Origin of the sequence: Ochrobactrum sp. CGA5 (assembly GCF_006345815.1) — a bacterium.
Classification (GTDB): domain Bacteria; phylum Pseudomonadota; class Alphaproteobacteria; order Rhizobiales; family Rhizobiaceae; genus Brucella.
Genome location: NZ_VCIG01000019.1, coordinates 1 through 23,125, shown reverse-complemented (window position 1 = coordinate 23,125; position 23,125 = coordinate 1). Strand labels below are relative to the sequence as shown.

Below are 23,125 nucleotides of genomic sequence, written 5' to 3'. Positions count from 1 at the left end.
AATTAATCTGAGCACGTGGCGGATGTTTGCAAGCAGACCCGGATGTTTGCGAGCACATTGGCAAAGAGCGTGAGCACGACGCCCGCTCCATTGTCAGATAATTCGAGCAGAAAATGCCGATGTTTGCGAGCAGAGGCGCTTATGTTGGCAAGCCGCTACAGGTAGCGATGGATGACGACCTGATCCCCAGCCGTGACATGCAGGTTGGCGGCAGTCTGCTGTGCTATCCGGACGCCATCGACCGACCCGACCAGCCGTCGAACTTGCCCCGGGAACTGGTCGAAATAGTCCGGTTCTATGCCAAGCACTGTGCCGCCGCCCGTGGTCTGCACGGTGCCTCCAATATTCGCCTCAAAGCCAGGAACATCGGCATAGTTGATGGGTTGCAGGCCGGTTACCGGCGCAGCGGAGCGGATCGCAGCCTCGACCGCACCATGATCTGCCCCCGGCAGCGACTGGACCTGCCAATCGACCGGCACCTGGGCGATCGACCGCGCCGTCATCTCAGCCGCGCTGGATTGCAAGAACGCACCCAGGCACGCAATAAAGGCGACGGTCAGCGCCACACCGCCGATGGTGCCGCCCAGGCGGCCGGAACGGGTTCGGATAAGTCCGATCAACCAGCGCCCGTGGTGTTGTCACGTTAAGTTTCTCTGGCCGGAAAGACCAGGGGCTCGTAGATATTCAGGCGAAACAGGCCGCAATTTTCCATGCATCGAAAGCTTCGAGGCGATGGTAGCGAATTGTGTGTGCGGCTCGGCGACGAGATGGAACAGAGAAACAATTGCGCGTCGCTGAGTGCATGGAGACGAACCGTTGCAACGCTCCAGGTAACCGATGACCTTGCATGGTTCGCTCCCGTTTCCTAAACGGCAGATGGCTATTTTCGGCCCGATTATTGAGGCCCTTGTGCGACCAATGGTCAAGGCCGGGTGCCACTTCTGCCTTTGCTGCACCGTAGGAGCGGAGCTTATCGGTGATGATCCGTTTAGGAGCAAAGCCATAGCGCTTCATTAACGCCACAAGCAATCGCTTTGCCGCCCTTTTATCACGCCGCTTCTGCAAGATTTCTTCGAGAACGGAGCCATGTTGATCCACCGCACGCCAAAGCCAGAATTTTTCTCCAGCGCATTTGACGACCACTTCGTCCAAATACCAAATATCGCCGGGGCGCGCCTGACGCCGCCGCAAGTTGCGTGTGATCTGGGGGCCGAACTTGGCGATCCAACGACGAACTGTCTCGTATGATACGTCGATTCCACGCTCAAGCAGCATTTCCTCAACTTCACGCAGACTAAGGTTGAACCGCAGATAAAGCCACACCGCATGAGCAATAATCTGTGGCGGAAAACGGTGACGCTTGAAGATGATATCTGATGTCTGCATCGCCAAAATTTACGCCCAAACCGTCAGGCAGGCAACTGTAGCCCAGTTAACGTGATGTAGTGGATGGCGCCCTCGGACGGCATCGAATGAGTCAAAATAGGCTTAGTGAACCTTGAGAGGAGCCATCCACCATGAATAAGATTACGACAATTGGACTTGATATCGCAAAGAATGTTTTCCAGCTTCATGGAATTGATGCGGACGGGCAAGTCGTCCTGCGAAAATCGTTACGACGCGGGCAGGTTCGGCCGTTCTTCGAGAAACTTGCTCCCTGTCTGATCGGTATGGAAGCTTGCGCAACAGCCCATCATTGGGCACGGACGTTGATAGCAAATGGCCATGATGTCCGGCTGATCCCTCCGAGCTACATCAAGCCATACTTGCGTCGACAAAAGAGCGATGCTGCCGATGCCGCCGCTATTTGTGAAGCCGTCACGCGACCATCAATGCGGTTTGTTCCAGTCAAGAGTGAAAACCAACAGGCGACATTGATGCTGCATAGCGCACGCGAGCTCCTTATCTCTCAGCGTACCGCGCTCATCAATGCTTTGCGTGGTCATTTTGCCGAACTTGGCATTGTCGTACCTCAGGGGGCTCACAACGCACGACAGCTAATAGCCATTCTGGAAGATGATAAAGGACACACCTCGCAAGCAGTTCGTATTGCACTTGGACCGCTAGCGACAGCCTTGATAGAGATCAAGGGGCAGATCGCAAAGCTTGACAAGGCGATCCTCGCTGCGCATCGCAACGACGATGTCAGTCTCCGGCTTTCGACAATTCCCGGAATCGGCCCTGTCATAGCTACTTGTCTTTCCGCCAGCGTGCCGGACGCAAAGCTGTTTGAGGGCGGGCGAGAGTTTGCAGCCTGGTTGGGCCTTGTTCCCAGGCAGCATTCAACGGGTGGAAAGCCAAGGCTGGGCTCCATTTCCAAAATGGGCAACAGACGCATGCGCAAGCTTCTTGTCGTTGGGGCACATGCTGCGCTTTACAGGATGAAGAATGGCAAGACCCAGTCCCCATTGGCGGAGTGGGCGCAAACCCTGTTGGCGAAAAAACCCTTCAAACTCGTTGCGGTCGCTCTCGCAAACAAGATTGCGCGCGTTGCCTGGGCGATCATGGCGCGGAATATACAATTCCAGCTGGACTTTGTGCCTGATCACCGGGCGCTGACTTCAGTGTAGGCATGTAGAAGCGAAGAAGCTCTGCCTTTCGGGGCACCACAGTTGGCGGAGTGACGATGGTATGATGTGACAGCAAAGCGGAATGGACCGCACGAGCCGAAGAACCCGTGGTGTTGTCTTGCGCATCAACAGCGCGACAATGTGATAGGGATCGGTTCTCGCGGACAACATCAGGGCCAGCGGTCATATCGTGCCGCATAAACAGGCCGAAGACATGACTGCACCCGACCCGCAAACCTAAAACATCACCAAAATCATATTGCCAAACGGGCGCCATCCAGACATGACAACACCCTTCGGGCTGTTCGCCTTGATCGGAAAGCGGTTCTCACCGCGACTGCGTAATCTCAAAGACCGGAAGTTCCACACGTTCGAGAGGAGCGATGCATATCCAACCCTGTCGAACCATATCGGGGCGCCGATCAACACCGCCCTGATTCTCGACCATTGGGACGATCTGCTCCATCTCGCGGCGTCGATCACGACGCGGTCCGTGGTACCGTCTACGATCCTGAAGAAGCTGTCCGCATCTCCGAAGCAAAGCCATCTCGCGAGGGCGCTCCGCGACCTCGGCCGTATCGAAAGGTCGCTCTTCATGATCGAATGGTACTCAAGTCCGGCATTGCGGCGGAGATGCCAAGCCGGTCTCAACAGGGGAGAGGCCGCCCATAAGCTGAAACGCGCTGTGTTCTTCCACGAGCGAGGCGAGATCCGTGACCGGTCGTTCGAAAGCCAAGCTTTCCGCGCCTCGGGGCTCAATCTCGTCGTCAGTGCGATCGTGCACTGGAATACGGTTTATCTTGATCGCGCGGTCACACAGCTGAAACGAGCGGGGCGAGACATTCCTGATACTCTATTGAAACACATATCGCCGCTCAGTTGGGAACATATCAACCTTACCGGCATCTACACATGGGATGCCGAACATCAGATGCCGAACGGATTTCGATCGCTCCGCCTTCCGGCTAGGCTAAGGAACGCCGCGTAAGTTCTCATTCCGTTCGTCCTTAGCGTACGATTTCGCACTCCTCTTGTTCTGGCCCCAGATTGACGGGAACAACTTCGCCATCTTCGACATCTTTGCCGACAACTCTGGCCGCGAAGCGCACTTTGCCGGACAAGTCGCCGGACTCCTGAATGAAAAGGCTTCAGAATTGATCTCAGGTGGATGGGACGACGGTGTGGTGGCAAACGTCCACAATTTCGAAATCCTCGCTACCAAGTAATCTCGAGGTGACTTGAGAAAGAAGTGCCCGGTGCAATCCATCGGGCGCTTTGCTGTTTGAATTTAGATTCACGCCAAAGCGGCCGTGCCGGAACAGGCAAGCGAAGCTCGCACTCGCCTCCGGCTTGGAAAGGGCGGCTATCGGCGGGAACATGTCCGCGCCTTCGCCCAACACGCCGAGATCGCGGACGACGCGATCTACATCGAGGGCAGCAAAAAACACCCTATTGAGGACGCCGGTAGCCACCAAAGGAGGAAAGTCGGCGGGAATCGGCGTTCAAACATTCTGCCGTCTCAAGGACTGGAGGCGTGTCGCGACGCGATACGACAAGCTCATGATAAGCTTCGCCGCAACGTGCTACATCGCAGCTATGCCGCGCGGGCTTCTTCGTGTGGAATGACCGGTTTGGGCAAACAGAGTTCCCTTGCCGCCTGCCCCTGCTTTTCGCGCTTTGTCGCAACTCAGTACGATCAGAATTGTGGGGCGGTCCAAACATCGCGGAACAGAACTTGCTTTAAGAAGAAATACTCCAGAAGCCTCCAGAACGAACCACCAGACCTTCGCACAAGAGCTTATCCAAATGCGCGATTACATTTCGTTCGGCAGCCATCGCGATGTGCGGATCGGATTTCCGGTACACTGCAGCGGCAATAGCCTCGACAGTATCGGGTTTTGAAGAAATATGGGCCAATATCTGCTTTTCTCTTCGCATCCTGTTGGCAAGCAGCCGTTCGACGTAAGGTTTCGGCTCCTGAAGCACCGGCCCGTGGCCCGGGAAATAGGTCCTGTCATCGCGTTCAATCAAACGTTGAAGCTGGCCGCAATAATCGCGCATGTTTCCGTCCGGCGGACTGACGATCGAACTGTTCCAGGTCATCACGTGATCCCCCGAGAACAAGATACCGTCCGATCTTGCGAAGCAGAGATGATCGCTGGCATGCCCTGGCGTATGCAGCACGGTCAAGCCGGCAATGACCTCCCCGTCGATCAGGCGTCTGTCCGGCTCGAACGCATCGTCGGGAAATGCGCTCGAGACATAGACGGGCAGGCGGGCCCGTTCGCGAAGCGCTGGCGCGGCCCCGAAATGATCGGAATGATGATGCGTGATCAAAATTCCTGCCGCCGCTTTCCCCAGGCTTTTGAGGATCGCTTCAAAATGCGCACTGTCTTCAGCCGGGCCCGGATCGATGACGAACAGGCCATCGGGCGTGTCTACGAGATACGTGTTGGTTCCGTGGTAGGTCATCTTGCCAGGATTGTTGGCCACGATGCGCCTCACGCCCTCGGCGACCCGAGTGCTCACGGACCTGGCCGGTTCCGGCTCCGTGAAAAACATGCTTGTCCCGGTCATTGGCCGCGTCCAGCGCTCGACAGGAACCGTTGCCCGGCCTGTAACTGATATTGTTTTGTCACTGCTTCACCACTTCTTTGGGAACCACTTCACATTGGCCAGACCGACGTCCTTGCGTCCGCTTTCTCTCGGCGCAGTTATCGGAGGCGCCAGTCATGCGTTCCGCCCCCTCTGGCAGCCGAAGGCTTGGGTTTGCGTGCGTCGCCCCGGATGCAGGATCAATGAACGTCGTGTCAGCCCCAAGCGCTGCCAGAAAGATGCCCGTCGAGCAAACCTGGAGCAGTGTCCGCGATCTTTCAACCATGTGTTTGCCCAGGGACCACACCTATCATGCAGCACTGATCCTTCAGCTTCATGTCAATCGGCGTTGTAATGGGGACCCATTTAGGCGTCCAAAAGGCCCCCCCCTTGGGTTGCACTCGGCGATCAGCGGGTGCTGACCTGATATACTCCTTATCGGGATGCCAGCATCATCTCGGCAGCCTTTTCCGCGATCATCGTTACCGGCGCGTGGGTGTTTCCAGAAGGAATGGTGGGCATGATCGAGGCGTCGGCAATGCGAAGATTGACCAGGCCGCGCAGTCTGAGCTGCGGATCGACCACGCTTGTGGGATCGCTGCCCATGCGGGCCGTGCCGACTGGATGAAAGATGGTCGTGCCAAGGGCGCCGGCCGCCTTGAGAAGATCCTCCTCGGATTGCACTTGTGGACCCGGCTTGATCTCTTGCGGCTGAAGCCCTTTCAGGCCGGCCGCAGCCATCAGACGTCGGGCGTGGCGGAGGCTGTCGACGGCGACGATCTGGTCGGCGCGGGCGGAGAAATAGCGCGGCCGGATTTCCGGCGGAAAATCGGCTGTCGGCGCGGTAATATGGATCGTGCCCCGGCTTTCGGGACGAAGATTGCAGACGGAAATCGTGACTCCCGGCTCCTTGTCGAGAGGTTCACCGAAAGCCTCCAGTGAAAGCGGCTGGATATGATATTCGATATTGGCCCGGTGATATTCAGGTGAGGACCGAGTAAAAATGCCGAGCTGGCTTGGCGCCATAGACATCGGCCCGGAGCGACGCAGGGCATATTCGAGGGCGACGCTGGCCTTGCCGAACAGGGTTGCCAGACGATCATTCAGGGTGACTGCGCCGGCGATACGATAGACGGTTCGGATTTGCAGGTGGTCCTGCAAATTCTCGCCAACGGCAGGGATATCGAGCGTGACCGGAAGACCGAGAGACTGGAGCAGTTCGCCGCCGCCAATGCCGGAAAGCTCCAGAAGCTGCGGCGTGTTCACCGCGCCTGCCGAAAGGACAACCTCGCCCCGGCACGAAGCCCGTTTGAGCTGGCCATTCTGCCGGTAGACCACAGCCTCCGCGCGCGCGCCAGAAAGCGCGACATGCTGCGCATGGGCCTTCGTCTCGATGCGAAGATTGCGGCGCGATCTGGCGGGGTTCAGGAAAGCCTTGCGGGCGTTCCACCGGAGGCCGCCGCGCTGGTTGACCGGGAAATAGCCCACTCCCTCATTATCGCCATCGTTGAAGTCATCGGTTGCTGGAATGCCGATCTCCTCGGCCGCCGCGGCCAGCGCGTCGAGCACGGGCCAGTGCAACCGCTGCTCGCAGACGTCCAGCTCGCCGCCCTTGCCATGGAAAGCGCTTGCCGGACCATAGTGGTTTTCCGATTTACGAAAGAGCGGCAACACATCATCCCAGCCCCAACCGGTGCAGCCGGCCTGCCGCCACTGGTCGTAATCGCCGGCCTGTCCACGCATGTAGATCATGCCGTTGATGGAGGAGCAGCCGCCCAGCACCTTGCCGCGCGGATAGGCGAGTGAACGACCGTTCAGCCCCTCCTCGGGCGCAGTGCGGTAGCACCAGTCGAGCCTGGGATTGCCCATGGCATAAAGATAACCGACAGGAATGTGGACCCAGTGATGATTGTCATGTCCACCGGCCTCAAGCAACAGCCCCCGGTTTCCAGGATTGGCGCTGAGCCGGTTGGCCAGCACGCAGCCGGCAGACCCTGCCCCGACAATAATGTAATCGAACTCGCCCGTATCGGTGATTTGCGCGTCAACCATGCTCAACCCCTCCAGGCGGTATCGATTTCACCGCCCCGCTCCAATACACTTTCCCCAAAAAGCCAGCCCCGTACCGCCCGCGCCTGATTTCCGGCAAAGCCTTCAACGCCTGTTTTCACTCCGGCCAGACTGCGTGGAAAAACGAAGACAAAGGTTTGCCGCACGGAGCCTCTTCTCATTCATTGATATCTCCGGAAGATGCGGAAAACCGCGCCTTCCGGCATGCGTATTACTTCGTCACCCCGGCTTCTCCTGATTTTTCATAGGCCGCTCTCCAGCGACAGAAGCTGGCCCTGCCAACTCCGAAGTAACGGCATGCCTTAATGAGACTGCCAATTTCTTCAGCATATTTGAGAATGTGCAGCTTGTGAAAATCCGACCGTCTGGGCTTCAGCATGGTGTTCATCCTTGTCGTAAAAACAGAATAACAAGGATGTCTCGCAGGTCCCGACATTTCTACAGTACACGCGGCCGCCGGCGTTCTTTTCCCCAGTGTCCGATACTTGCGCGGAATACCCTTTCGCACGAGCTCCATAAACTCGCGATCGAGATTTACCTTGTCGCCGACATAAAGTTCATTCCAGTCCGTCCTATAAACGTCGGGGAAGTGGCCCTCCCGGAGCAAGGGCCGAAGTCGCTTTCTCCAGAGCGCTCAATCGTTCTGCCTGCATCAGCACCTCTCTTCGCGACCTGGTCATGGAACGAGCACGGCCGCTCCGTCGAAGCGGCCAGCGCGCAGGTCGTCGAGCGCCCGGTTGGCCTCCCGCAGCGGATAGGACTTCGTCTGCGTGACGATGCCAATCTCGGGAACAAGGCCTAGGAAATCGATACCGTCCTGACGCGTCAGGTTGGCAACGGATAGAAGCTGACGCTCTTCCCAGAGCAGCGCATAGGGGAAGCTCGGTATGTCGCTCATATGGATGCCGGCGCAGACAACGCGCCCGCCCTTGCGCGAAATCCTGCGTGGCCTTATCGCCTTGGCTGGTGAAGGCGAAGACCGACCGGCCCTGCCATCGCGCGACCTGGGCGATGATGTGGGCCGCCGCTCCGAAGCCGTAGAGCCCTATCCTCCTGGCCTCGCCGGCCATGACGAGTGAGCGCCAGCCGATGAGGCCGGCGCAGAGCAACGGAGCCAGCGAGACGTCATCTCCGTGTTCGCCCAAGGCAAATGCAAAGCGCGCGTCGGCTATGACAGATGTGGCATAGCCCCCGTCGCGCGTATAGCCGGTGAATTGCGGATCGTCGCACAGGTTTTCGCGCGCGCTTCGGCAGTAAGGGCAAGTCCCGCAGGTATGGCCGAGCCAGGGTATGCCGACGCGTTCTCCGAGACGATGATCGTCAACGTCGGCGCCGACCGCCTCGATACGGCCGACGATCTCATGGCCGGGGATGATCGGGACGTGAGGGTGCGCAAGCTCACCGTCGATCACATGCAGATCGGTTCGGCACACGCCGCAAGCCCCGACCTTCACGCGGATCTGGCCCGGCCCGGGCTGCCTGTCGGGCAGTTCGGTCCAGACGAGGGGCGCGCCGATTGCGTTCAGGACCATAGCATGCATGTACTTTCTCCTATTGCCTTACAGGCGCCAGTGGCGGTCGTTATTGTGAAACCGGACCGCAATCGGTCGGGCAAGCCGTGCCTGCTATCCCTGGAAATCGGGCACGATGCGTCCCTCGATGTCGCCGTGATGCATGCGCGTAAAGACGTCGTTGATGTTTTCGAGCGTATCCGTCGCGACCCTCGCCTTGACCTTGCCATCTGCGGCGAAACCCTGCGCTTCCTGAAGGGCGAGCCACGCACTGTCACGCCGTTGAGCGCGGTGTCGAAGATCGAGAGGGGGAAGTCGCCCGGCGGCAGGCCGTTCAGCGATGCCATTCCGCCGCGACCGACCATGCCGAGCGCGTGTTCGAAGGCCTTGGGCGAGATAGCAGTGACCAGCACCCCCTGAGCGCAGCCGACTTCCTGCTTCACGAAGGCGATCACGTTGAGGCCCATGGCCATGGTATATTGGACGGCCAGATGGCCGAAACCGACGTTGTCGGGAAAATGGCCACCATAGTTGGGAGCGGCGGCGACATATTCGGCGAAGCTGCCATTCACTGAATAGCCGGTATTCTGCTGCTCATTGCGGAGCGTTTCCCAACCTCCGAGGCAATGCTTGCAATGGCCGCAGGCGGTGTAGAGCCAAGGCACGCCGACGCGGGCGCCTTCCTTGACGTGTCGGACGCCGGTGCCGACGGCGGCGACATGCCCCGCACACTCGTGACCGGGGATGAAAGGCGGCTTCGGTTTGACCGGCCAGTCGCCATCAACGGCATGCAGGTCGGTATGGCAGAGGCCCGTCGCCGCGATCTTGACGAGAATCTGGCCCGCGCCCACAGTCGGCACCGGGACCTCTTCGATGATCAGCGGCTTACCGAATTCGCGGATGACCACCGCCTTCATGGTCTTGGTCATGGATACATCCAGAGCGTTGGTTGACGTATTCCAGAGGGTTGCTTTCACACTCCTCGCAGCGCAGTTGTTCTAGCGACAGACAAGATACCGCGTTCGATCGGGGTGCGATCCGATGATGTACCCGGATCGCACCCCGACCGACGCAGATGAAATCAATTGAAGACCATGCCACCGTCGATGATGAGGGCCTGACCAGTCATGTAGTCTGAATCCGGGCCAGCAAGGTATGAGACGCATGCGGCCACATCTTCCGGTTCGGAAATGCGACCGAGCGCAACGCTACTTGCCCACTGCTGGAGCCCCCATTCCAGGGACTTACCGTTCTCGTCGGCAACCTTCTGCGCGATGCCTTCCATCATCGGCGTGCGCACGATACCCGGGCAATAGGCATTGGACGTGATACCGAGCGGGGCGAGGTCCTTTGCCGCGGTCTGGGTAATGCCCCGAATGGCGAACTTGGTGGCGCCATATACAGCGAGATCGGGATTACCGACCTGACCGGCCTGCGACGAAGCGTTGATGATCTTGCCGACGACATCTCCATTCTTCGCGGGCTTGCGCGCCTTGAAATGCTTCACGGCGGCCTGGATACCCCAATAGGTCCCCCCGACATTGACGTCGAACACCTTATGATAGATTTCGGGGGTGATGTCTTCGATCGGCGTGACCGGGCCAAGGCCGGCATTATTGATCATCACGTCCAGACGGCCGAAACGGGCAACGACCTCATCCACCGCCCGGAAGACCTGTTCGCGTTGCGAAACATCCACCTGGACGCCGAGTGCCTCGCCGCCGCTGGCGATAATCGTGTCGGCCGCTTTTTTTGCCGTGGCGGCATTATAATCGAGACAGGCAATGGCAAAACCATCCCTGGCAAGGCGGGTGGCGATAGCGAGACCGATGCCTTGACCAGCACCCGTGACAACAGCAACTTTTTTATTGGCAGCCATACTGCTAATCCTTCCATGCAATTGAGATCGATGCTCCCTCAAGCCCAAAGGCGGGAGGGAGCCGTGCTCTTAGAAATGGGCGTCGATATCGACGACGTCGACAAGCTTGTGGTTGACGAATTCCTTCAGCCCGAGGCCGATGAGTTCGCGGCCATAGCCGGAGCGGCGGATGCCGCCGAAAGGCAGGTCGGCCTCTACCTTGGTGGGATGGTTGACGAAGACCATACCTGTCGAAATCTGTTTGGCGACTTCAAGGCCATGGGCGGGGTTGGAGGTGAACACCGAGCCACCGAGGCCAAAGGGAGAGTCGTTGGCGATGCGCACGGCGTCGGCTTCATCCGACGCCCGGAACAGCAGTGTGACCGGTCCGAAGAACTCCCAGTAACGTGCTGGATTGTCCTCGCTGACATCCGTCAGGATGGTGGGCTGGACGAAGGCGCCCTCATTGGGCACAGGCGGCCCGACCTCTTCGGCCTTCGCGCCGAACTTTACCGCCTCGCGGATCTGCTCCTTCAAGTCGTCGGCAGCCTTCTGCGATGACAGCGGCGCCAGCGTCGTTTTCGGGTCGAAGGGATCGCCTGCCACCAAGCCGGCCACGCCCTTGCGATAGCGATCGAGAAAGGCCTCATAGACCGGATCGACGACGATCAGGCGTTTGGAAGAGCAGCAGACCTGTCCGCCGTTCCAGTGCCGGCCGAACACGGCCCATTTCGTTGTCTTCTCCAGATCGGCGTCCGCCAGCACCACGAAGGCGTCGGCGCCGCCGAGTTCCATGGTCGACTTCTTCAGCGCCTTGCCCGCCTGGGCGGCCACGATCGATCCAGCAGCTTCGGACCCCGTCAGCGCGACGCCGTGGACGCGATTGTCGTTGATAATCATTTCGATCTGCGAACGCGTGGCATACAGGTTGCGGAAGGCACCATCGGGAAGGCCGGCCTCCCGCATCAGTTTCTCGAAGGCAGCCGCACTCTGCGGCACGTTGGAGGCATGCTTCAGCAGTACCGTATTCCCGGCTGAAAGCTGCGGCGCGAGGATGCGGGCGATCTGGTAATAGGGGAAGTTCCACGGCTCGATCGCCAGAAGCACGCCGAGCGGCTCATGCACGAGGATGGCCTCGCCCTCCGCCGGATCAAGCACCGGCAGTTTTTCGGGCTTGAGCATTTCCTCGGCGTTGCGGACGTAATATTCAAAGATCTTCGCCGACAGCTCGACCTCTGCCTTCGCCTCGGCGAAGATCTTGCCCATCTCCAGCGTCAGCAGCTTGGCATAGGCATCGCTGTCACGGCGCAGGATATCGGCCGCCTTCTGCAGGATGCGGCCACGTTCGGCAAAGGGCGTGGTCTTCCAGCCCAGAAAGGCGTTATGGGCTTTGTCGATTGCGTCGCGCACCTCCGCGTCCGTCGCGTCGGCAAAGGTTTTCAACGTTTCACCGCTATAGGGATTAATGGTTGCGTAGGCCATTTTCTTTCTCCTTCAATTGATAGAGCGGTCAGGCGAATGTCGCTTTCCATCTGTTTCAGGTGCCAAGGTCCTTCACCGCCTGTACCATTTGCGTGAGCACGGCCTGAGCATCGCCATAGACCATACTGCAATTTTCCCCGTAGAAGAGGAGATTCTCGACGCCGGAATAGCCCTTGCCTTGTCCGCGCTTGACGACATAGACCTGACGGGCCTGGTCGGCGTTGAGGATCGGCATGCCGTAGATCGGCGAAGACTTGTCGGTGCGTGCCGCCGGGTTGACGACGTCATTCGCCCCGATCACCAGCGCGACATCGGTATTGGCGAAGTCGGCATTGATGTCTTCCATGTCGAAGATGATGTCGTAGGGAACGCCGGCCTCGGCGAGCAGCACGTTCATGTGGCCGGGCATGCGGCCGGCGACGGGATGGATCGCGAACTTGACGTCGACACCGGCGGCCTGGAGCAGCTTGACGAACTCGTAGAGCTTCTGTTGGCCTTGCGCGACCGCGAGGCCGTAGCCTGGGATGATGATGACGCTAGAAGCGTAGCGCATGGCAATGCCCGCATCGCTCGCGTCGGTCGACTTCATCTGACCCTGCACCTCGCTGGTGCCGGATGTGGCGGTATTGCCGAAGTTCGAGAAGAGGACGTTGGCGAGCGAACGATTCATAGCCTTGGCCATCAGGATCGTCAGCAGCGTGCCGGCCGAGCCGACCACCATGCCTGCGATCATCAGCGCCGGGTTCTGCAGCGCATAACCTTCGAGAGCAACGGCCAGGCCGGTAAAGGCATTGAAGAGCGAGATCACCACAGGCATATCGGCACCGCCGATCGGCAGGGTCATCATGACACCGAAGGCAAGCGCGCCTGCGAAGAACAGCACCGCCAGAACCGGCAGCAGCGGATCATTGAAGAATACAATGACCGCGATACCAAGCAGGACGGTCGCCAGAAACACGAAAGCGTTGACGATGCGCTGTCCGCTGAAACGCCACGGCCTGTTGATCTTGCCGTCGAGCTTGGCCCAGGCGATCACCGATCCGGTGAGCGAGATCGAGCCGATCAGCGCGCCTGCCACAGTTACGGCAAGTATCTCCACGGCCTGCATACCGCGTGCCGAGAGTTCAACGGCCGCCACCGCCGCGGCAGCGCCGCCCCCCATTCCGTTATAGAGCGCGACCATCTGCGGCATCGCCGTCATCTCGACCTTGCGACCGCGCATCCAGGCCCAACCGCCGCCAATGAGAAGCGCAATCACGGCTAGTATCAGGTTGATTGTCAGATGCCGCTCGACCGTATCGGGCAGATCGAAGATCACCAGAAAACTGGCCGCGACCGCGACCACCATGCCTACGCCCGCCACCACAATACCCGACAGTGCCGTTGCCGGCGATGACATACGTTTCAGGCCGAGGATGAAGAGAGCTGCGGCGACAAGACCGCTCAATCCCAAAATGTGCTGAGCGAACATGTCAGTTCTTCTTTCCGGCGGCAGACTTGTCGCCGCTGGATTTGAACATCGCGAGCATGCGATCGGTCACGATGTAGCCACCCGCCGCATTGGCGGCGCCAAGCGCGACAGCAACAAAGCCAACGATCTGGGCAAACAGCGAGGTCGCGCTGATGAGCGCATGCAGCGCGCCGACAACGACGATGCCATGGATGAAGTTCGACCCGGACATGAGCGGCGTATGGAGGATCGAAGGCACCCGGCTGATGACTTCGTAGCCGGTGAAGGCCGCGAGCATGAAGATGTAAAGGGCGATGAGCCAGGTCATCAATGTGTCGACCGCCATTTTGATAACTCCTTATGCGTTCGCGGCTTCGAGGCTTTCACGAACGACTTTGTTCCGGATCTCGCCCGCATGAGTGAGGGTGGCGCCGGCGATCACCTCATCCTCGAAGTCGAGGTTGAGCGCGCCGTCCTTGACGATCAGCCCGATGAGATTGAGCAGGTTCTTGGCGTAGAGTTCGCTCGCATGCTGGGCGAGCGCGGATGGCACGTTCAATGGCCCCAGAATCGTGGCGGGGCCGACCGTGACTGTTTCGCCGGGCTTCGTACCCTCGCAATTGCCCCCGCCCTCGGCGCCGAGATCGACGATGACGGAGCCCGGTTTCATCGCGGAGATCTGCGCGGCCGAAATCAGCTTCGGCGACGGCCGTCCGGGCACAGAGGCCGTGGTGATGATCATATCGGCTTCGGCGATATGCTGGCTGAGCGCCTTTTGGACCCGCTCCTTCTCATCGGCCGTCAACTCGCGGGCATAGCCGCCTTCGCCGCTCGCATCGATGCCGGTCTCGACAAACTTCGCACCGAGTGACTGGGCCTGCTCCTTTGTCTCGGGCCGGACGTCATAGCCTTCGGTGATCGCGCCGAGCCGATGCGCGGTTGCAAGCGCCGAGAGGCCGGCGACGCCGAGGCCCATGACCAGCACCTTCGCGGCCCGCAGTGAACCGACAGCGGTCGTCATCATCGGCAGGATGCGCGGCATGTGCACGGCGCCGAGCAGCGGCGCATAATATCCGGCAAGTGCGGCCTGGCTCGACAGCGCGTCCATCGACTGTGCCCGGCTGATGCGCGGGATCAGTTCCATCCCCAGCGCAGTCACCTGCCTGTCCCGCAGCTCTGCGACGAGGTCTGGATTCGTTTGGCTATAAATGAAAGACACCAGCACGGCACCGGCCTTCATGGCGCTGAGGACTTCGACAGTGGGAGGTTGAACGGCGAGGACGATGTCCGCATCTGCGACCAGTCCGCTAACCGTGTCAGAGAACGAAACATCCTTGTAAGCTTCATCGGCAAAGGTTGCAGCCCGGCCCGCGCCTGTCTGAAGTGTCACCGAAGCACCGAGGCGTTCCAGCCGTGCGGCGACTGCGGGCACCACAGCAACACGCTTTTCGCCCGGCTTTGTTTCCTGGAGAACTGCTATCTTGATCGCCATAACCGGCTCCACAATGATTCAGCCTCACCATTGAGGGGAGTCTGTAAGGTTCAGGCTAGGCTGTTAACCTTAGACCACCTTGACCGAATGTCAACGGCGGCGTAAAAACCGGCCACGGGGCGGAGCAAAAGTCGGCCACTTTGGGCGCAGGCATGAGACCCGCGGGAGGGCGTAGCCCGAGCGGGGGTCTCATGCCTGCGTTGCGATTTTCTGAAGGGTTTCAGCCGGCCTTTCGGGCGCGGCTTTGGGCGAGGCGGTAGCTGTCGCCATTCATTTCGAGAATGTTGACATGGTGCGTGACGCGGTCGAGCAGAGCGCCGGTCAGTCGCTCGGATCCCAGGATTTCTGTCCATTCGTCAAAGGGCAGATTGCTGGTGATCAGGGTGGCGCCCCGCTCATAACGTTGCGAGATCAACTCGAACAGCAGCTCCGCGCCGGTCTTTGACAACGGCACGAAGCCGAGTTCGTCGATGATCAGCAACTTGTACCCTGCCATCTGCTTCTGGAAACGCAAGAGGCGCCGTTCGTCACGGGCCTCCATCATCTCGCTGACCATGGCGGCGGCTGTGGTGAAGCCAACGGACAGGCCCTTCTGGCAGGCGGCCAGGCCAAGGGCGAGCGCCATGTGCGTCTTCCCGGTTCCACTGGGGCCGAGAGCGATGACGTTCTCGCGACGCTCGATCCATTCGCAGCGGGCCAGCTCCAAGACCAGCATCTTGTTGAGCTTCGGTATGGCGGCAAAATCGAAACTGTCGAGACTTTTGACGACCGGGAACTTGGCTGCCTTGATACGCCGCTCGACCTTGCGACGATCCCGTTCGATCATCTCCCGCTCGGCAAGCCGGGTGAGGGCACAGTTACCTTAACTCTGGCGCAAGCATAAGCTGCGAAAATAGGCCATGATCGAATCTCGTTCCTCACTTTATCACCGCCATCGTTTCCCTGCTGAGATTATCGCGGAGGCGGTATGGCTGTATTATCGCTTTCCTCTTAGCTTTCGCATGGTCGAAGATATGCTGGCTTACCGTGGGATCCTCGTCACCCACAAGACGGTGCATGAATGGGCGGAGAAGTTTGGACGTGAATATGCCAATACGATCCGTCGCCGTACCCCACGTCTTGGTGATAAATGGCACCTTGATGAAATGGTCATCACGATCAAGGGTGAGAAGCATTTTCTGTGGCGCGCCGTTGATCAGGATGGCTTTGTACTCGATGTTCTTGTTCAGAAGCGCCGTAACACCAAGGCTGCCAAGCGTTTCATGCGTAAACTTCTACGCGGCCAGGGCTGTTCAGCCCGTGTCATGGTCAGCGATAAGCTGAGATCTTATGGTGCTGCCAAACGAGAACTGGGGATGAGCGTTTGCGAGCATCGTCAGCACAAAGGCTTGAACAACCGCGCTGAGAATTCGCACCAGCCCATCCGACGACGAGAGCGGGTCATGAAGCGCTTTAAAGCAGCGCGACACGTGCAACGCTTCACATCCATTCACGACCCGGTCTACAATCTCCACTACTTTCCCCGCAACCTTCTCTCCTCAGCAGACCATCGCGAGCTACGTCAGACCGCCACAAACATGTGGCGTGAAATCGCATGCCTGAAAGCTGCATAATTTCAGCGTCATAGACAAAATTGCGGACTTGCTCAGGTTAACGTAACAGTGCCTGCACCAACGCCGGTTAAGGTAACAGTGCCTTTTGGAGAGCAATCCGACATGCCATGCTGGCACCCGTGCCTTCGAATTGACGAGCAGGTTCTCGCTTATCGCGATTTTTAGTGCATATAAAAACAATGACTTAACATCAGATTATTAACCTAAACGTCGCTTAGCTTTCGTTACATCGACGGTATTTTACTGCGCCTCTAACCATCGATAAGTACAGGTTATCGGAGGTTATTGATTTCAGGGCGCTAATCAGCGATGTCGGTGGTCCTAGATAAGCGGAATAGCCCGGTTTTCCGGGCATTCAGGCCGATTTCGGCGAGGATCGCTGGACTGTGTTTCGCAAATCGTGCGCGTGCGCGCTCAAACTCAGATCGCATGTTGAGTGCACCTCGCTGGGATAATTTCCTTCCCGGCCTGTGTCTTGCCCTCCCCTCCCCCGAAATGCTGAGTTTTCCGCCATTTTCGCTAGAATAAGCCGCTGAGGCGCGTCGGAGCAGCTTTTGCACAAACTGTCACCTAGCACCTCAAAACAACTCTGACGCGGCTTAATTTCATGCTTATTCCATGCTTGCAACTGAGGAATTTCTCATGCATTCCTTATTTGTACAACGCCACCTCAAATTGCACGAGAAACAGCCGTGTCAAAACGTCAGGCCCACAGTTCATTGCCAAGTCGCGCTCGGCTCATCGGTTACGCACGGGTCTCTACCGACGATCAGGTGCATGATGCTCAGATGGACGAGTTGCAGGCCGCTGGCTGTGATCGCATCTTTCAGGAACATGGTTCCGGGGCTTCACGCGCCCGCCCGGTCCTGACCCGGCTGCTTTCGGAACTTGTTGCCGGTGACGTTCTCGTCGTGGTCCGGCTGGACCGCCTCGCCCGCTCGGTCAGTCACCTTCTGCAGGTTATCGAAGATCTCGAACAACGCGGCATTCACTTTCGATCGATCCGTGATCCCATCGACACATCCACGCCGCAGGGCATGTTTTCTCTTCAGGTTCTGGGCGCCGTTGCGCAGCTCGAACGCGCGCTGATTGCTGAACGGACCAAAGCGGGGATCAAAGCTGCAAAGGCGCGCGGCAAGCTTCCGGGAAATCCCGGCTTGAGAGAGCGAAAGCCGGAAGCGATCCGGGCGGTATCTCAAGCGCGCAACAAACGCTATCTCGATGAACTGATCACCTCGGCACAGACCTGGTTGCCTCTGGTGCAACAAATGCGCCCGGTCCACAGCTGGGAGAATATCGTACAGGTGCTCAATAGGCGCGGACATGACTGGACGGTCGAGCGTCTGCGCCGCGCCGTGCATCGTCTCGTCCGCGAAAAAATCGCCGACAAGAAGCTTGTTGCCCGATCCCCTCGCCGCATCCCGTCTGATCACCTGATGAAACTGGTCGCCGCAATTGCGATTGCCGATCCCGGATTGTCGCTTCGCGATATTGCAGCCCAACTCGATCAGATGGGAGAGCGGCCGGCGCGTGGTGGACGCAAATGGCAGCCTTCCTCCGTGCGCTATCTTTTGGATGAAGCCCACCGTTTCGGTCTCATTCGTCGCTAAGCGCCTGACAAACCATCGGTTCGGCCAGCATCTCCAGCACCGTGCACAGGCTACATCAATTGACCCACCCAGCGCAGGCGGGGTAGATTAACTGCGTCCGAAAAATCTAAATCGCTCATGAGAGCGTAGGATTTCGCCCCCTCCCGCAAATGCCCCCCAAATGGCCACGGTCGTTCCAAGAGCGTGATAGACGGAAAGCCACTTGGAGCCGACGACCATAAAAGGCCCCTGAATATTAAAGGGGCACAGATGTACGGTGGCTGATAGAAGCAGACCCGGAGGGGGCTATCATCAGGTTTGGATGCGCAGCCACGGGTTCGGCTGCCTGTCAACGAACTCTTTCTTGATATGTTCAAGAGTGGCCCGCTGTCCAGCGAATGGCAGCAAGGCAGTCGCCTCATTGAAAGGTAGCCAGCGGAAATCATCGTGTTCGTCGTTCAGTTGCACCGTGCAGTCTGTCGGTGCAAAGGCGACGAATACCGGCGTCAGTGTGTTCGCGTCTCGATCGGCTTCATAAAACTGCTCGCAAATATCAGCGGAATACAGATCTGTCAGGCAGAGCCCTGTTTCTTCCTCGGCTTCCCGTAGCGCGGCCTTCCACGCGGTCTCACCATGTTCGATGCCTCCTGCGACCTGACACCATTCTCCGGTCAGAGTACCACCGGTCCGGCGTAAAAGCAGAAGGTCAAAGGTATCGTCTCGCGGCTTCAATATGAACAAGGAGATAGCAAAGGATTTGATTGGAATTTTGCGTTTCAAGCTTAAGCTCCTGACAGATAGGTTCTGAATGAAGTGATACCGGATGGTTTTTCTTAAACTGGATCATGGCTTTACTTTTCCCATGACAGTAAGCGCTCTCCGACGTTACGCAATTCGCCTCACAAGTAATCCCGTTCTCCCCATGATCCGGCTGCCGTATATCTGTGCCCCTTAATGTCGAGGCGCCCTGCCTTGTTCTGCTCGAAGCCAACGTCGTGATAGAACTTCAGCGTGGCAGGCTGCTTTGAACCGGTTAGCAACATGACCTTGTAACATCCAGCGCGCGATGCTGCGTCGATCGCTTCCCTCAGAGCTGCTTTTCCATATCCCGCTTCCGGTGGATGGACTGGTCACCACGTTTTCGGTCAAGGCATAGGGAGTTCCGCCGCGTGTGAGATTGGGGATTACGACGAGCGTGCAAGTCGCTACAGGGATTTTGTCCAAGCTGCCGACGAAGACGTTGCTTCCCGGATAGCACATCAGCAGTTCCCACCTTTCCTGTGCCTCGCCAGATTCAATTTCTTTGTCGTCAGGATCGAGGTGACCATAAAGTTGCAGTCGCTGTGGAATGTCTTCCCGGTCGGCGATGTGCACTTCCATAGGGTTTCCTTACGGTTTTTGAGCACGGCGCGCTGAAGCAATCGTTCCCCATGTGCCGATCATGACTTGTCGTCTATCTGACCGAAACCGCCAATCGCGGCTCCCCCTGCCCGAAGGCCATGGAGCAGGCACGCCATCGCACCGTGCAGTAGCCATCCAACTATTACAACGACGCCAAACGGCGCAGCGGACGGGCAACGAGTCTGCTTTGAGGTCGCTAACGGCCTCTATTGCGCCCAGTTTGGATGCTACAGTCGGTCGCTACACGGTTGCCGACTGTTTGCCAGAGCCACTAACTCGGAGGAAATACACGTAAGGAATTTAATTTTTCCAAGGCAATCGAGACTTCCCACACTTGCATGCAATGGCTTTCTCACCTGGAACGACGACGTCCGCACAAATATGGCGGTCACAATGCTCACAGACAAAAAGTCGTACCAGCTTTTCGATATCCTCGAGCAACACATCGATGTCTTCACCAACAATTTTTTCAGCGTTATCGTGAGAGACCAAATTGGCGATGAGGGCCGAGCCTGCCAGATCGGAGAATATCTTCGTATCCAATAAATCGGCCGACTTGTCTTTCAAAGTTGATCTCAGCGCACTGATCAGTTCATCAGACATGCGCTTTTCGTTAAAGTCGTTGAATCGGAATGCCACTTTGACCTCAAGAGCTCGACAAATGTTCTTTAGGACAAGCTCCAGTAGCTTGCGTAGATCATTAGTGACGTCTTCCTTGCCCTTCTTCTGCTCAATGATTTCTTTCAAGGTCGCGGGGCTATTTTCGAGAAGGACGCCATTCGCACCGTCGGATCGGACCTCATGAAAAATCCAGCCATGCTGCCCCATCTCCCGCTTGATGATGTCGAACCAAATATTCTCGTGCGTGAGTATGATGATTTGCCAGTCGGAGAACTCATCGCGTAAAAGGCGCAAGAGTCTGCGACGATGCGATATATCGAAGCTTGTGACGATATCGTCCAGCACTAGGAACTTGGCGTGCTTATTAAAAATGCGGGCGTTGGCAAGGAACAGCACCACGCCCAGACTATTCAGATGACTTTCGCTTAAGTATTTGCGCGGTGGCTGGGTCGGCTTGCCGTGAAAGGTATACTGGAACTCGATACCTTCATCCCCGACCATGGTAAGGCGTACTTTGTCCACGCTCTCCTTGGGATGAAGCGCGGTGTAGAACTTTCCAACATCATCGCTGATAGTATCCAGCACGGCTTGCAGCGCTCCATTCTGAACCTTGATGAAGGCATTCAACATTGAGGAAAGCGTGATGATCTGGGCTTCATAAGCGCCCCTTGTGCTCTGATAGTTTACAAAATCGTTCACCTGATCGCTGACAGTCTTGAGCCTAGTCAGTGCGGCGGCAACCTTCTTCTCCAGCTCAGTTAGCTGTAGGTTCTTCGCTGCATCTTTGGCTTGCTTTGCGGCCTTATCAGATGCCGAGCGCAACGCGTTTAGTTCGACATCGAAATCGGCGGGCGCCTCAAAAACTTTCTTATCATCAAAAGCGGATTTCAGCTCTTTTAGATAGTCGCGTAGCTTGAGGCGCGCAGACTTGGCTACCTCGATCAGCGGCGAAAAATCCTCCAGATCGAAATACGACTCTATTATTGTTTTCGTCTTAATGCCCACACTAGTGACTGTCTCAGCAAGTGCATCCTTGAGCGTGCCCGCTTGATCGAGCTTCTTTTGTAATGCCTCTAGCGCCTCAAGGCGCTTTCCCACCTCTTCTTGAAGTTGGACAAGCACGTATTTCTCCAAACAAAAAGGGCACTGCTGGTCAGTGAAAACTTTGTCGTCCAGGACAGCCTTACCGCGCTTCAGAAAATCGCTGAGCCGAAGCTTGTTGACATTTTCGCTCTCCTTAGCGAGGGCGTTATATTCGTCTACAAATGCCGTGGCATCATCCGAGATTCGATCAATGTCGATGACGAGTACACTGCAAGCTTTTTCAAACTGCGCAATCCTTTCTGCCAGACGTATCTTTTCTTCACTGCTGCCTTGTCCCCGTAGCTCTTCTAAAGCTTCAATATAGGAATCTTCGTTATCAACTTCTGTCGTAAGGTTAAACGGCGTCATGACCTTTGTGGCCACGCTGTAGAATTCTTCTCTGTTAGGAACAACCTGTCCTACTTCCGCAATCATCCCTGATTGAAGACGCTGAATCTGCTGTTTCGAGGTTGTGTATTCAGTTTCTTTTTCAAGTTGGTTCTTTGTCTGCAAAACAACGTTTCTAAATTTCGTGATTTCGCTATAGCCAATAATGTCGGCGACGGCTTCACGCTTCCCGCCTTTTGTTTTATCGAGAAAATTAACAACATCGGCATGCCGGAGAATGATATTGTCACTTTTCAGATCGGCAACAAGCTGCTTCGCATTGTCGTTAGCGAAGGTGGCCGAAGTCTTCAGCGCTTCGGAGAGCGCCTTGGTTCCGTTGCGGTCAGGGCCATCAAAAACCAGCTCAACGTAGCTGGGCTTGTCGTCAGCCAGCACATTTCGCAAAGAGTCCTGCTTGCAGTCCTCCCGCCACAGGTGGTCGACACGATCATGAATGAACCACTCAAGGGCATCTGTGATAGTGCTCTTGCCCGATGCGTTCTCACCGAAAATGGCAACACTCTTCGTTTTCTTCGAAAAATCAAGCGGGAGTTCGAATCGTGCACCGCGAAAGCGCGAGACAGTGAGCTTACGAACTTTAGTCATAATTGACCTCCTCACTACTCGACACACCAGCCTTCAGTGCGGCACTCCGCGCGTCTTCCAGCTTCCGCAGAAGCTTGACTTTGCTGAGATCATCACCATTCCAGAGAGTGCTGACAGCGATCACGGTTTCCGCGTCGAGGGACCCGTCTGTCACTTGGATTTCAAGAAAGTCGGAAATAACCTCGGTGGCTGTCTTGATGTTTTCAGTGGTCAAGCCCTATCCCCCTGTTTAGTATGGAAAAATGCGAATATTATTCACCCAAACGTACAATCTCAGCGAGCAAGAAATCAAGTTCGTTCGCGGCATCGCGGGCGTCTATTTCATCTACTTGACCCAAAATGTAATCGCGTACCCCTTCGCAAAATCAAAACTCATTTACATTGGAATGAGTGAGTCAAGACAGAACAGCCTCTTCAAGAGACTCGGCGGCCATTTAACAGGTCAGTCCGGCAACACAGGGATTCGGAACTACGCAAAAACTCAGACGGTAAAGTTTGCGTACTACTCTGCGGAAGTTCTCAGCAATTACGGGAACGGGAACCTTTTTGACATTGAAAGCTTCTTCTTGAGCGATTTTCTTGATCACTATGGTTGCTTTCCTATTTGCAATGGTCAGTCAGGTCATAGGCCGTCCGAACATTCGAGTCCTATCGCAGCGGAAGTTGATTGGACATTCTTCGATTGAGATATGTCCTTGTAGGAGGCGGGTCCATTTTCAAATTTAGGTCGGCGAATTCGGCCGACGTCAATATTACGAGTGGTTTTTTTTTTGGGGGGGGGGGGGGGGGGGGGGGAA

At 57.1% G+C, this 23,125-nt stretch carries 18 protein-coding genes and 5 pseudogenes; 5 read left to right on the top strand and 18 right to left on the bottom strand.

Annotated elements, in window-relative coordinates:
* Nucleotides 1-155: 155 nt before the first annotated feature.
* Both FJQ48_RS12375 and FJQ48_RS12370 read right to left on the bottom strand, forming a co-directional pair.
* Nucleotides 156-524 (bottom strand): hypothetical protein, encoded by a 369-nt coding sequence (locus tag FJQ48_RS12375; RefSeq protein WP_247870371.1) that lies wholly within the window; start codon nt 522-524, stop codon nt 156-158.
* A 160-nt stretch (nt 525-684) separates the two neighbouring features.
* Nucleotides 685-1,386: an IS6 family transposase gene (locus FJQ48_RS12370; RefSeq protein ID WP_139975392.1), complete on the bottom strand. Its 702-nt coding sequence runs from the start codon at nt 1,384-1,386 to the stop codon at nt 685-687.
* 131 nt (nt 1,387-1,517) lie between these two features.
* On the opposite strand from FJQ48_RS12370, the gene FJQ48_RS12365 reads away from it, so the two are divergent.
* The 3 genes and pseudogenes from FJQ48_RS12365 to FJQ48_RS12355 all read left to right on the top strand — a co-directional run bounded on the left by FJQ48_RS12365 (nt 1,518) and on the right by FJQ48_RS12355 (nt 3,796).
* A complete protein-coding gene (locus FJQ48_RS12365; RefSeq protein ID WP_139975391.1) occupies nt 1,518-2,570 on the top strand; it encodes an IS110 family transposase in 1,053 nt (350 codons plus the stop codon).
* 295 nt (nt 2,571-2,865) lie between these two features.
* Nucleotides 2,866-3,558, top strand: a pseudogene (locus tag FJQ48_RS12360) (Tn3 family transposase); the annotation flags it as partial.
* 43 nt (nt 3,559-3,601) lie between these two features.
* Nucleotides 3,602-3,796 (top strand): hypothetical protein, encoded by a 195-nt coding sequence (locus FJQ48_RS12355; RefSeq protein ID WP_247870370.1) that lies wholly within the window; start codon nt 3,602-3,604, stop codon nt 3,794-3,796.
* A 514-nt stretch (nt 3,797-4,310) separates the two neighbouring features.
* Here FJQ48_RS12355 and FJQ48_RS12345 read toward each other — a convergent pair.
* From FJQ48_RS12345 to istB, 12 genes and pseudogenes are all read right to left on the bottom strand, one after another.
* Entirely contained in the window at nt 4,311-5,147 is an 837-nt protein-coding gene (locus FJQ48_RS12345; protein WP_210236258.1) for an MBL fold metallo-hydrolase, read from the bottom strand.
* A 453-nt stretch (nt 5,148-5,600) separates the two neighbouring features.
* Nucleotides 5,601-7,217 (bottom strand): GMC family oxidoreductase, encoded by a 1,617-nt coding sequence (locus tag FJQ48_RS12340; RefSeq protein WP_139975390.1) that lies wholly within the window; start codon nt 7,215-7,217, stop codon nt 5,601-5,603.
* A 2-nt stretch (nt 7,218-7,219) separates the two neighbouring features.
* The gene (locus tag FJQ48_RS22395) at nt 7,220-7,396 is read right to left on the bottom strand and encodes a hypothetical protein (RefSeq protein ID WP_180350198.1); all 177 of its coding nucleotides are present in this window, start codon (nt 7,394-7,396) and stop codon (nt 7,220-7,222) included.
* Between the two features lie 59 nt (nt 7,397-7,455).
* Nucleotides 7,456-7,614 (bottom strand): annotated as a pseudogene (locus FJQ48_RS22730) (helix-turn-helix domain-containing protein); the annotation flags it as partial.
* Nucleotides 7,615-7,911: 297 nt separating this feature from the next.
* Nucleotides 7,912-8,776, bottom strand: a pseudogene (locus FJQ48_RS12335) (alcohol dehydrogenase catalytic domain-containing protein).
* Between the two features lie 84 nt (nt 8,777-8,860).
* Nucleotides 8,861-9,675, bottom strand: a pseudogene (locus FJQ48_RS12330) (alcohol dehydrogenase catalytic domain-containing protein).
* Between the two features lie 152 nt (nt 9,676-9,827).
* Nucleotides 9,828-10,625 (bottom strand): (S)-acetoin forming diacetyl reductase, encoded by a 798-nt coding sequence (locus FJQ48_RS12325; protein ID WP_139975389.1) that lies wholly within the window; start codon nt 10,623-10,625, stop codon nt 9,828-9,830.
* A 69-nt stretch (nt 10,626-10,694) separates the two neighbouring features.
* Nucleotides 10,695-12,086 (bottom strand): NAD-dependent succinate-semialdehyde dehydrogenase, encoded by a 1,392-nt coding sequence (locus FJQ48_RS12320; protein WP_139975388.1) that lies wholly within the window; start codon nt 12,084-12,086, stop codon nt 10,695-10,697.
* Between the two features lie 55 nt (nt 12,087-12,141).
* Nucleotides 12,142-13,557, bottom strand: coding sequence for an NAD(P)(+) transhydrogenase (Re/Si-specific) subunit beta (locus FJQ48_RS12315; protein ID WP_139975387.1), 1,416 nt, complete (start codon nt 13,555-13,557; stop codon nt 12,142-12,144).
* A 1-nt stretch (nt 13,558) separates the two neighbouring features.
* Entirely contained in the window at nt 13,559-13,864 is a 306-nt protein-coding gene (locus FJQ48_RS12310; RefSeq protein WP_348770738.1) for an NAD(P) transhydrogenase subunit alpha, read from the bottom strand.
* A 30-nt stretch (nt 13,865-13,894) separates the two neighbouring features.
* Nucleotides 13,895-15,028 carry an NAD(P) transhydrogenase subunit alpha gene (locus FJQ48_RS12305; protein WP_139975385.1) on the bottom strand — a complete coding sequence of 378 codons (1,134 nt, stop codon included), beginning with the start codon at nt 15,026-15,028 and terminating at the stop codon, nt 13,895-13,897.
* Between the two features lie 220 nt (nt 15,029-15,248).
* Nucleotides 15,249-15,878, bottom strand: a pseudogene (istB, locus tag FJQ48_RS12300) (IS21-like element helper ATPase IstB); the annotation flags it as partial.
* 49 nt (nt 15,879-15,927) lie between these two features.
* Here istB and FJQ48_RS12295 point away from each other — a divergent pair.
* Together FJQ48_RS12295 and FJQ48_RS12290 are read left to right on the top strand one after the other, a co-directional pair.
* Nucleotides 15,928-16,641 carry an IS6 family transposase gene (locus FJQ48_RS12295; protein ID WP_139975384.1) on the top strand — a complete coding sequence of 238 codons (714 nt, stop codon included), beginning with the start codon at nt 15,928-15,930 and terminating at the stop codon, nt 16,639-16,641.
* 788 nt (nt 16,642-17,429) lie between these two features.
* Nucleotides 17,430-18,251 (top strand): recombinase family protein, encoded by an 822-nt coding sequence (locus FJQ48_RS12290; RefSeq protein ID WP_348770737.1) that lies wholly within the window; start codon nt 17,430-17,432, stop codon nt 18,249-18,251.
* A gap of 291 nt (nt 18,252-18,542) precedes the next feature.
* Here FJQ48_RS12290 and FJQ48_RS12285 read toward each other — a convergent pair whose 3' ends face one another.
* The 4 genes from FJQ48_RS12285 to FJQ48_RS12270 form a co-directional block, all read right to left on the bottom strand.
* On the bottom strand, nt 18,543-19,010 hold the full coding sequence (locus FJQ48_RS12285; RefSeq protein ID WP_139975382.1) for an NUDIX domain-containing protein: 468 nt from the start codon (nt 19,008-19,010) through the stop codon (nt 18,543-18,545).
* Nucleotides 19,011-19,129: 119 nt separating this feature from the next.
* A complete protein-coding gene (locus FJQ48_RS22725; protein WP_235909151.1) occupies nt 19,130-19,309 on the bottom strand; it encodes a hypothetical protein in 180 nt (59 codons plus the stop codon).
* Nucleotides 19,310-19,931: 622 nt separating this feature from the next.
* Entirely contained in the window at nt 19,932-22,328 is a 2,397-nt protein-coding gene (locus FJQ48_RS12275) for a hypothetical protein (RefSeq protein ID WP_139975381.1), read from the bottom strand.
* On the bottom strand, nt 22,321-22,542 hold the full coding sequence (locus FJQ48_RS12270; RefSeq protein WP_051917457.1) for a hypothetical protein: 222 nt from the start codon (nt 22,540-22,542) through the stop codon (nt 22,321-22,323). The genes FJQ48_RS12275 and FJQ48_RS12270 overlap by 8 nt, the downstream gene beginning before the upstream one ends.
* Between the last annotated feature and the right edge of the window lie 583 nt (nt 22,543-23,125).

Coding starts and splice junctions, on each gene's coding strand:
- FJQ48_RS12370 (WP_139975392.1), bottom strand. CDS start 1,386: ATGCAGACATCAGATATCATCTTCAAGCGTCACCGTTTTCCGCCACAG.
- FJQ48_RS12365 (WP_139975391.1), top strand. CDS start 1,518: ATGAATAAGATTACGACAATTGGACTTGATATCGCAAAGAATGTTTTC.
- FJQ48_RS12345 (WP_210236258.1), bottom strand. CDS start 5,147: ATGACCGGGACAAGCATGTTTTTCACGGAGCCGGAACCGGCCAGGTCC.
- FJQ48_RS12340 (WP_139975390.1), bottom strand. CDS start 7,217: ATGGTTGACGCGCAAATCACCGATACGGGCGAGTTCGATTACATTATT.
- FJQ48_RS22395 (WP_180350198.1), bottom strand. CDS start 7,396: ATGAGAAGAGGCTCCGTGCGGCAAACCTTTGTCTTCGTTTTTCCACGC.
- FJQ48_RS12325 (WP_139975389.1), bottom strand. CDS start 10,625: ATGGCTGCCAATAAAAAAGTTGCTGTTGTCACGGGTGCTGGTCAAGGC.
- FJQ48_RS12320 (WP_139975388.1), bottom strand. CDS start 12,086: ATGGCCTACGCAACCATTAATCCCTATAGCGGTGAAACGTTGAAAACC.
- FJQ48_RS12315 (WP_139975387.1), bottom strand. CDS start 13,557: ATGTTCGCTCAGCACATTTTGGGATTGAGCGGTCTTGTCGCCGCAGCT.
- FJQ48_RS12310 (WP_348770738.1), bottom strand. CDS start 13,864: ATGACCTGGCTCATCGCCCTTTACATCTTCATGCTCGCGGCCTTCACC.
- FJQ48_RS12305 (WP_139975385.1), bottom strand. CDS start 15,028: ATGGCGATCAAGATAGCAGTTCTCCAGGAAACAAAGCCGGGCGAAAAG.
- FJQ48_RS12295 (WP_139975384.1), top strand. CDS start 15,928: ATGATCGAATCTCGTTCCTCACTTTATCACCGCCATCGTTTCCCTGCT.
- FJQ48_RS12290 (WP_348770737.1), top strand. CDS start 17,430: ATGGACGAGTTGCAGGCCGCTGGCTGTGATCGCATCTTTCAGGAACAT.
- FJQ48_RS12275 (WP_139975381.1), bottom strand. CDS start 22,328: ATGACTAAAGTTCGTAAGCTCACTGTCTCGCGCTTTCGCGGTGCACGA.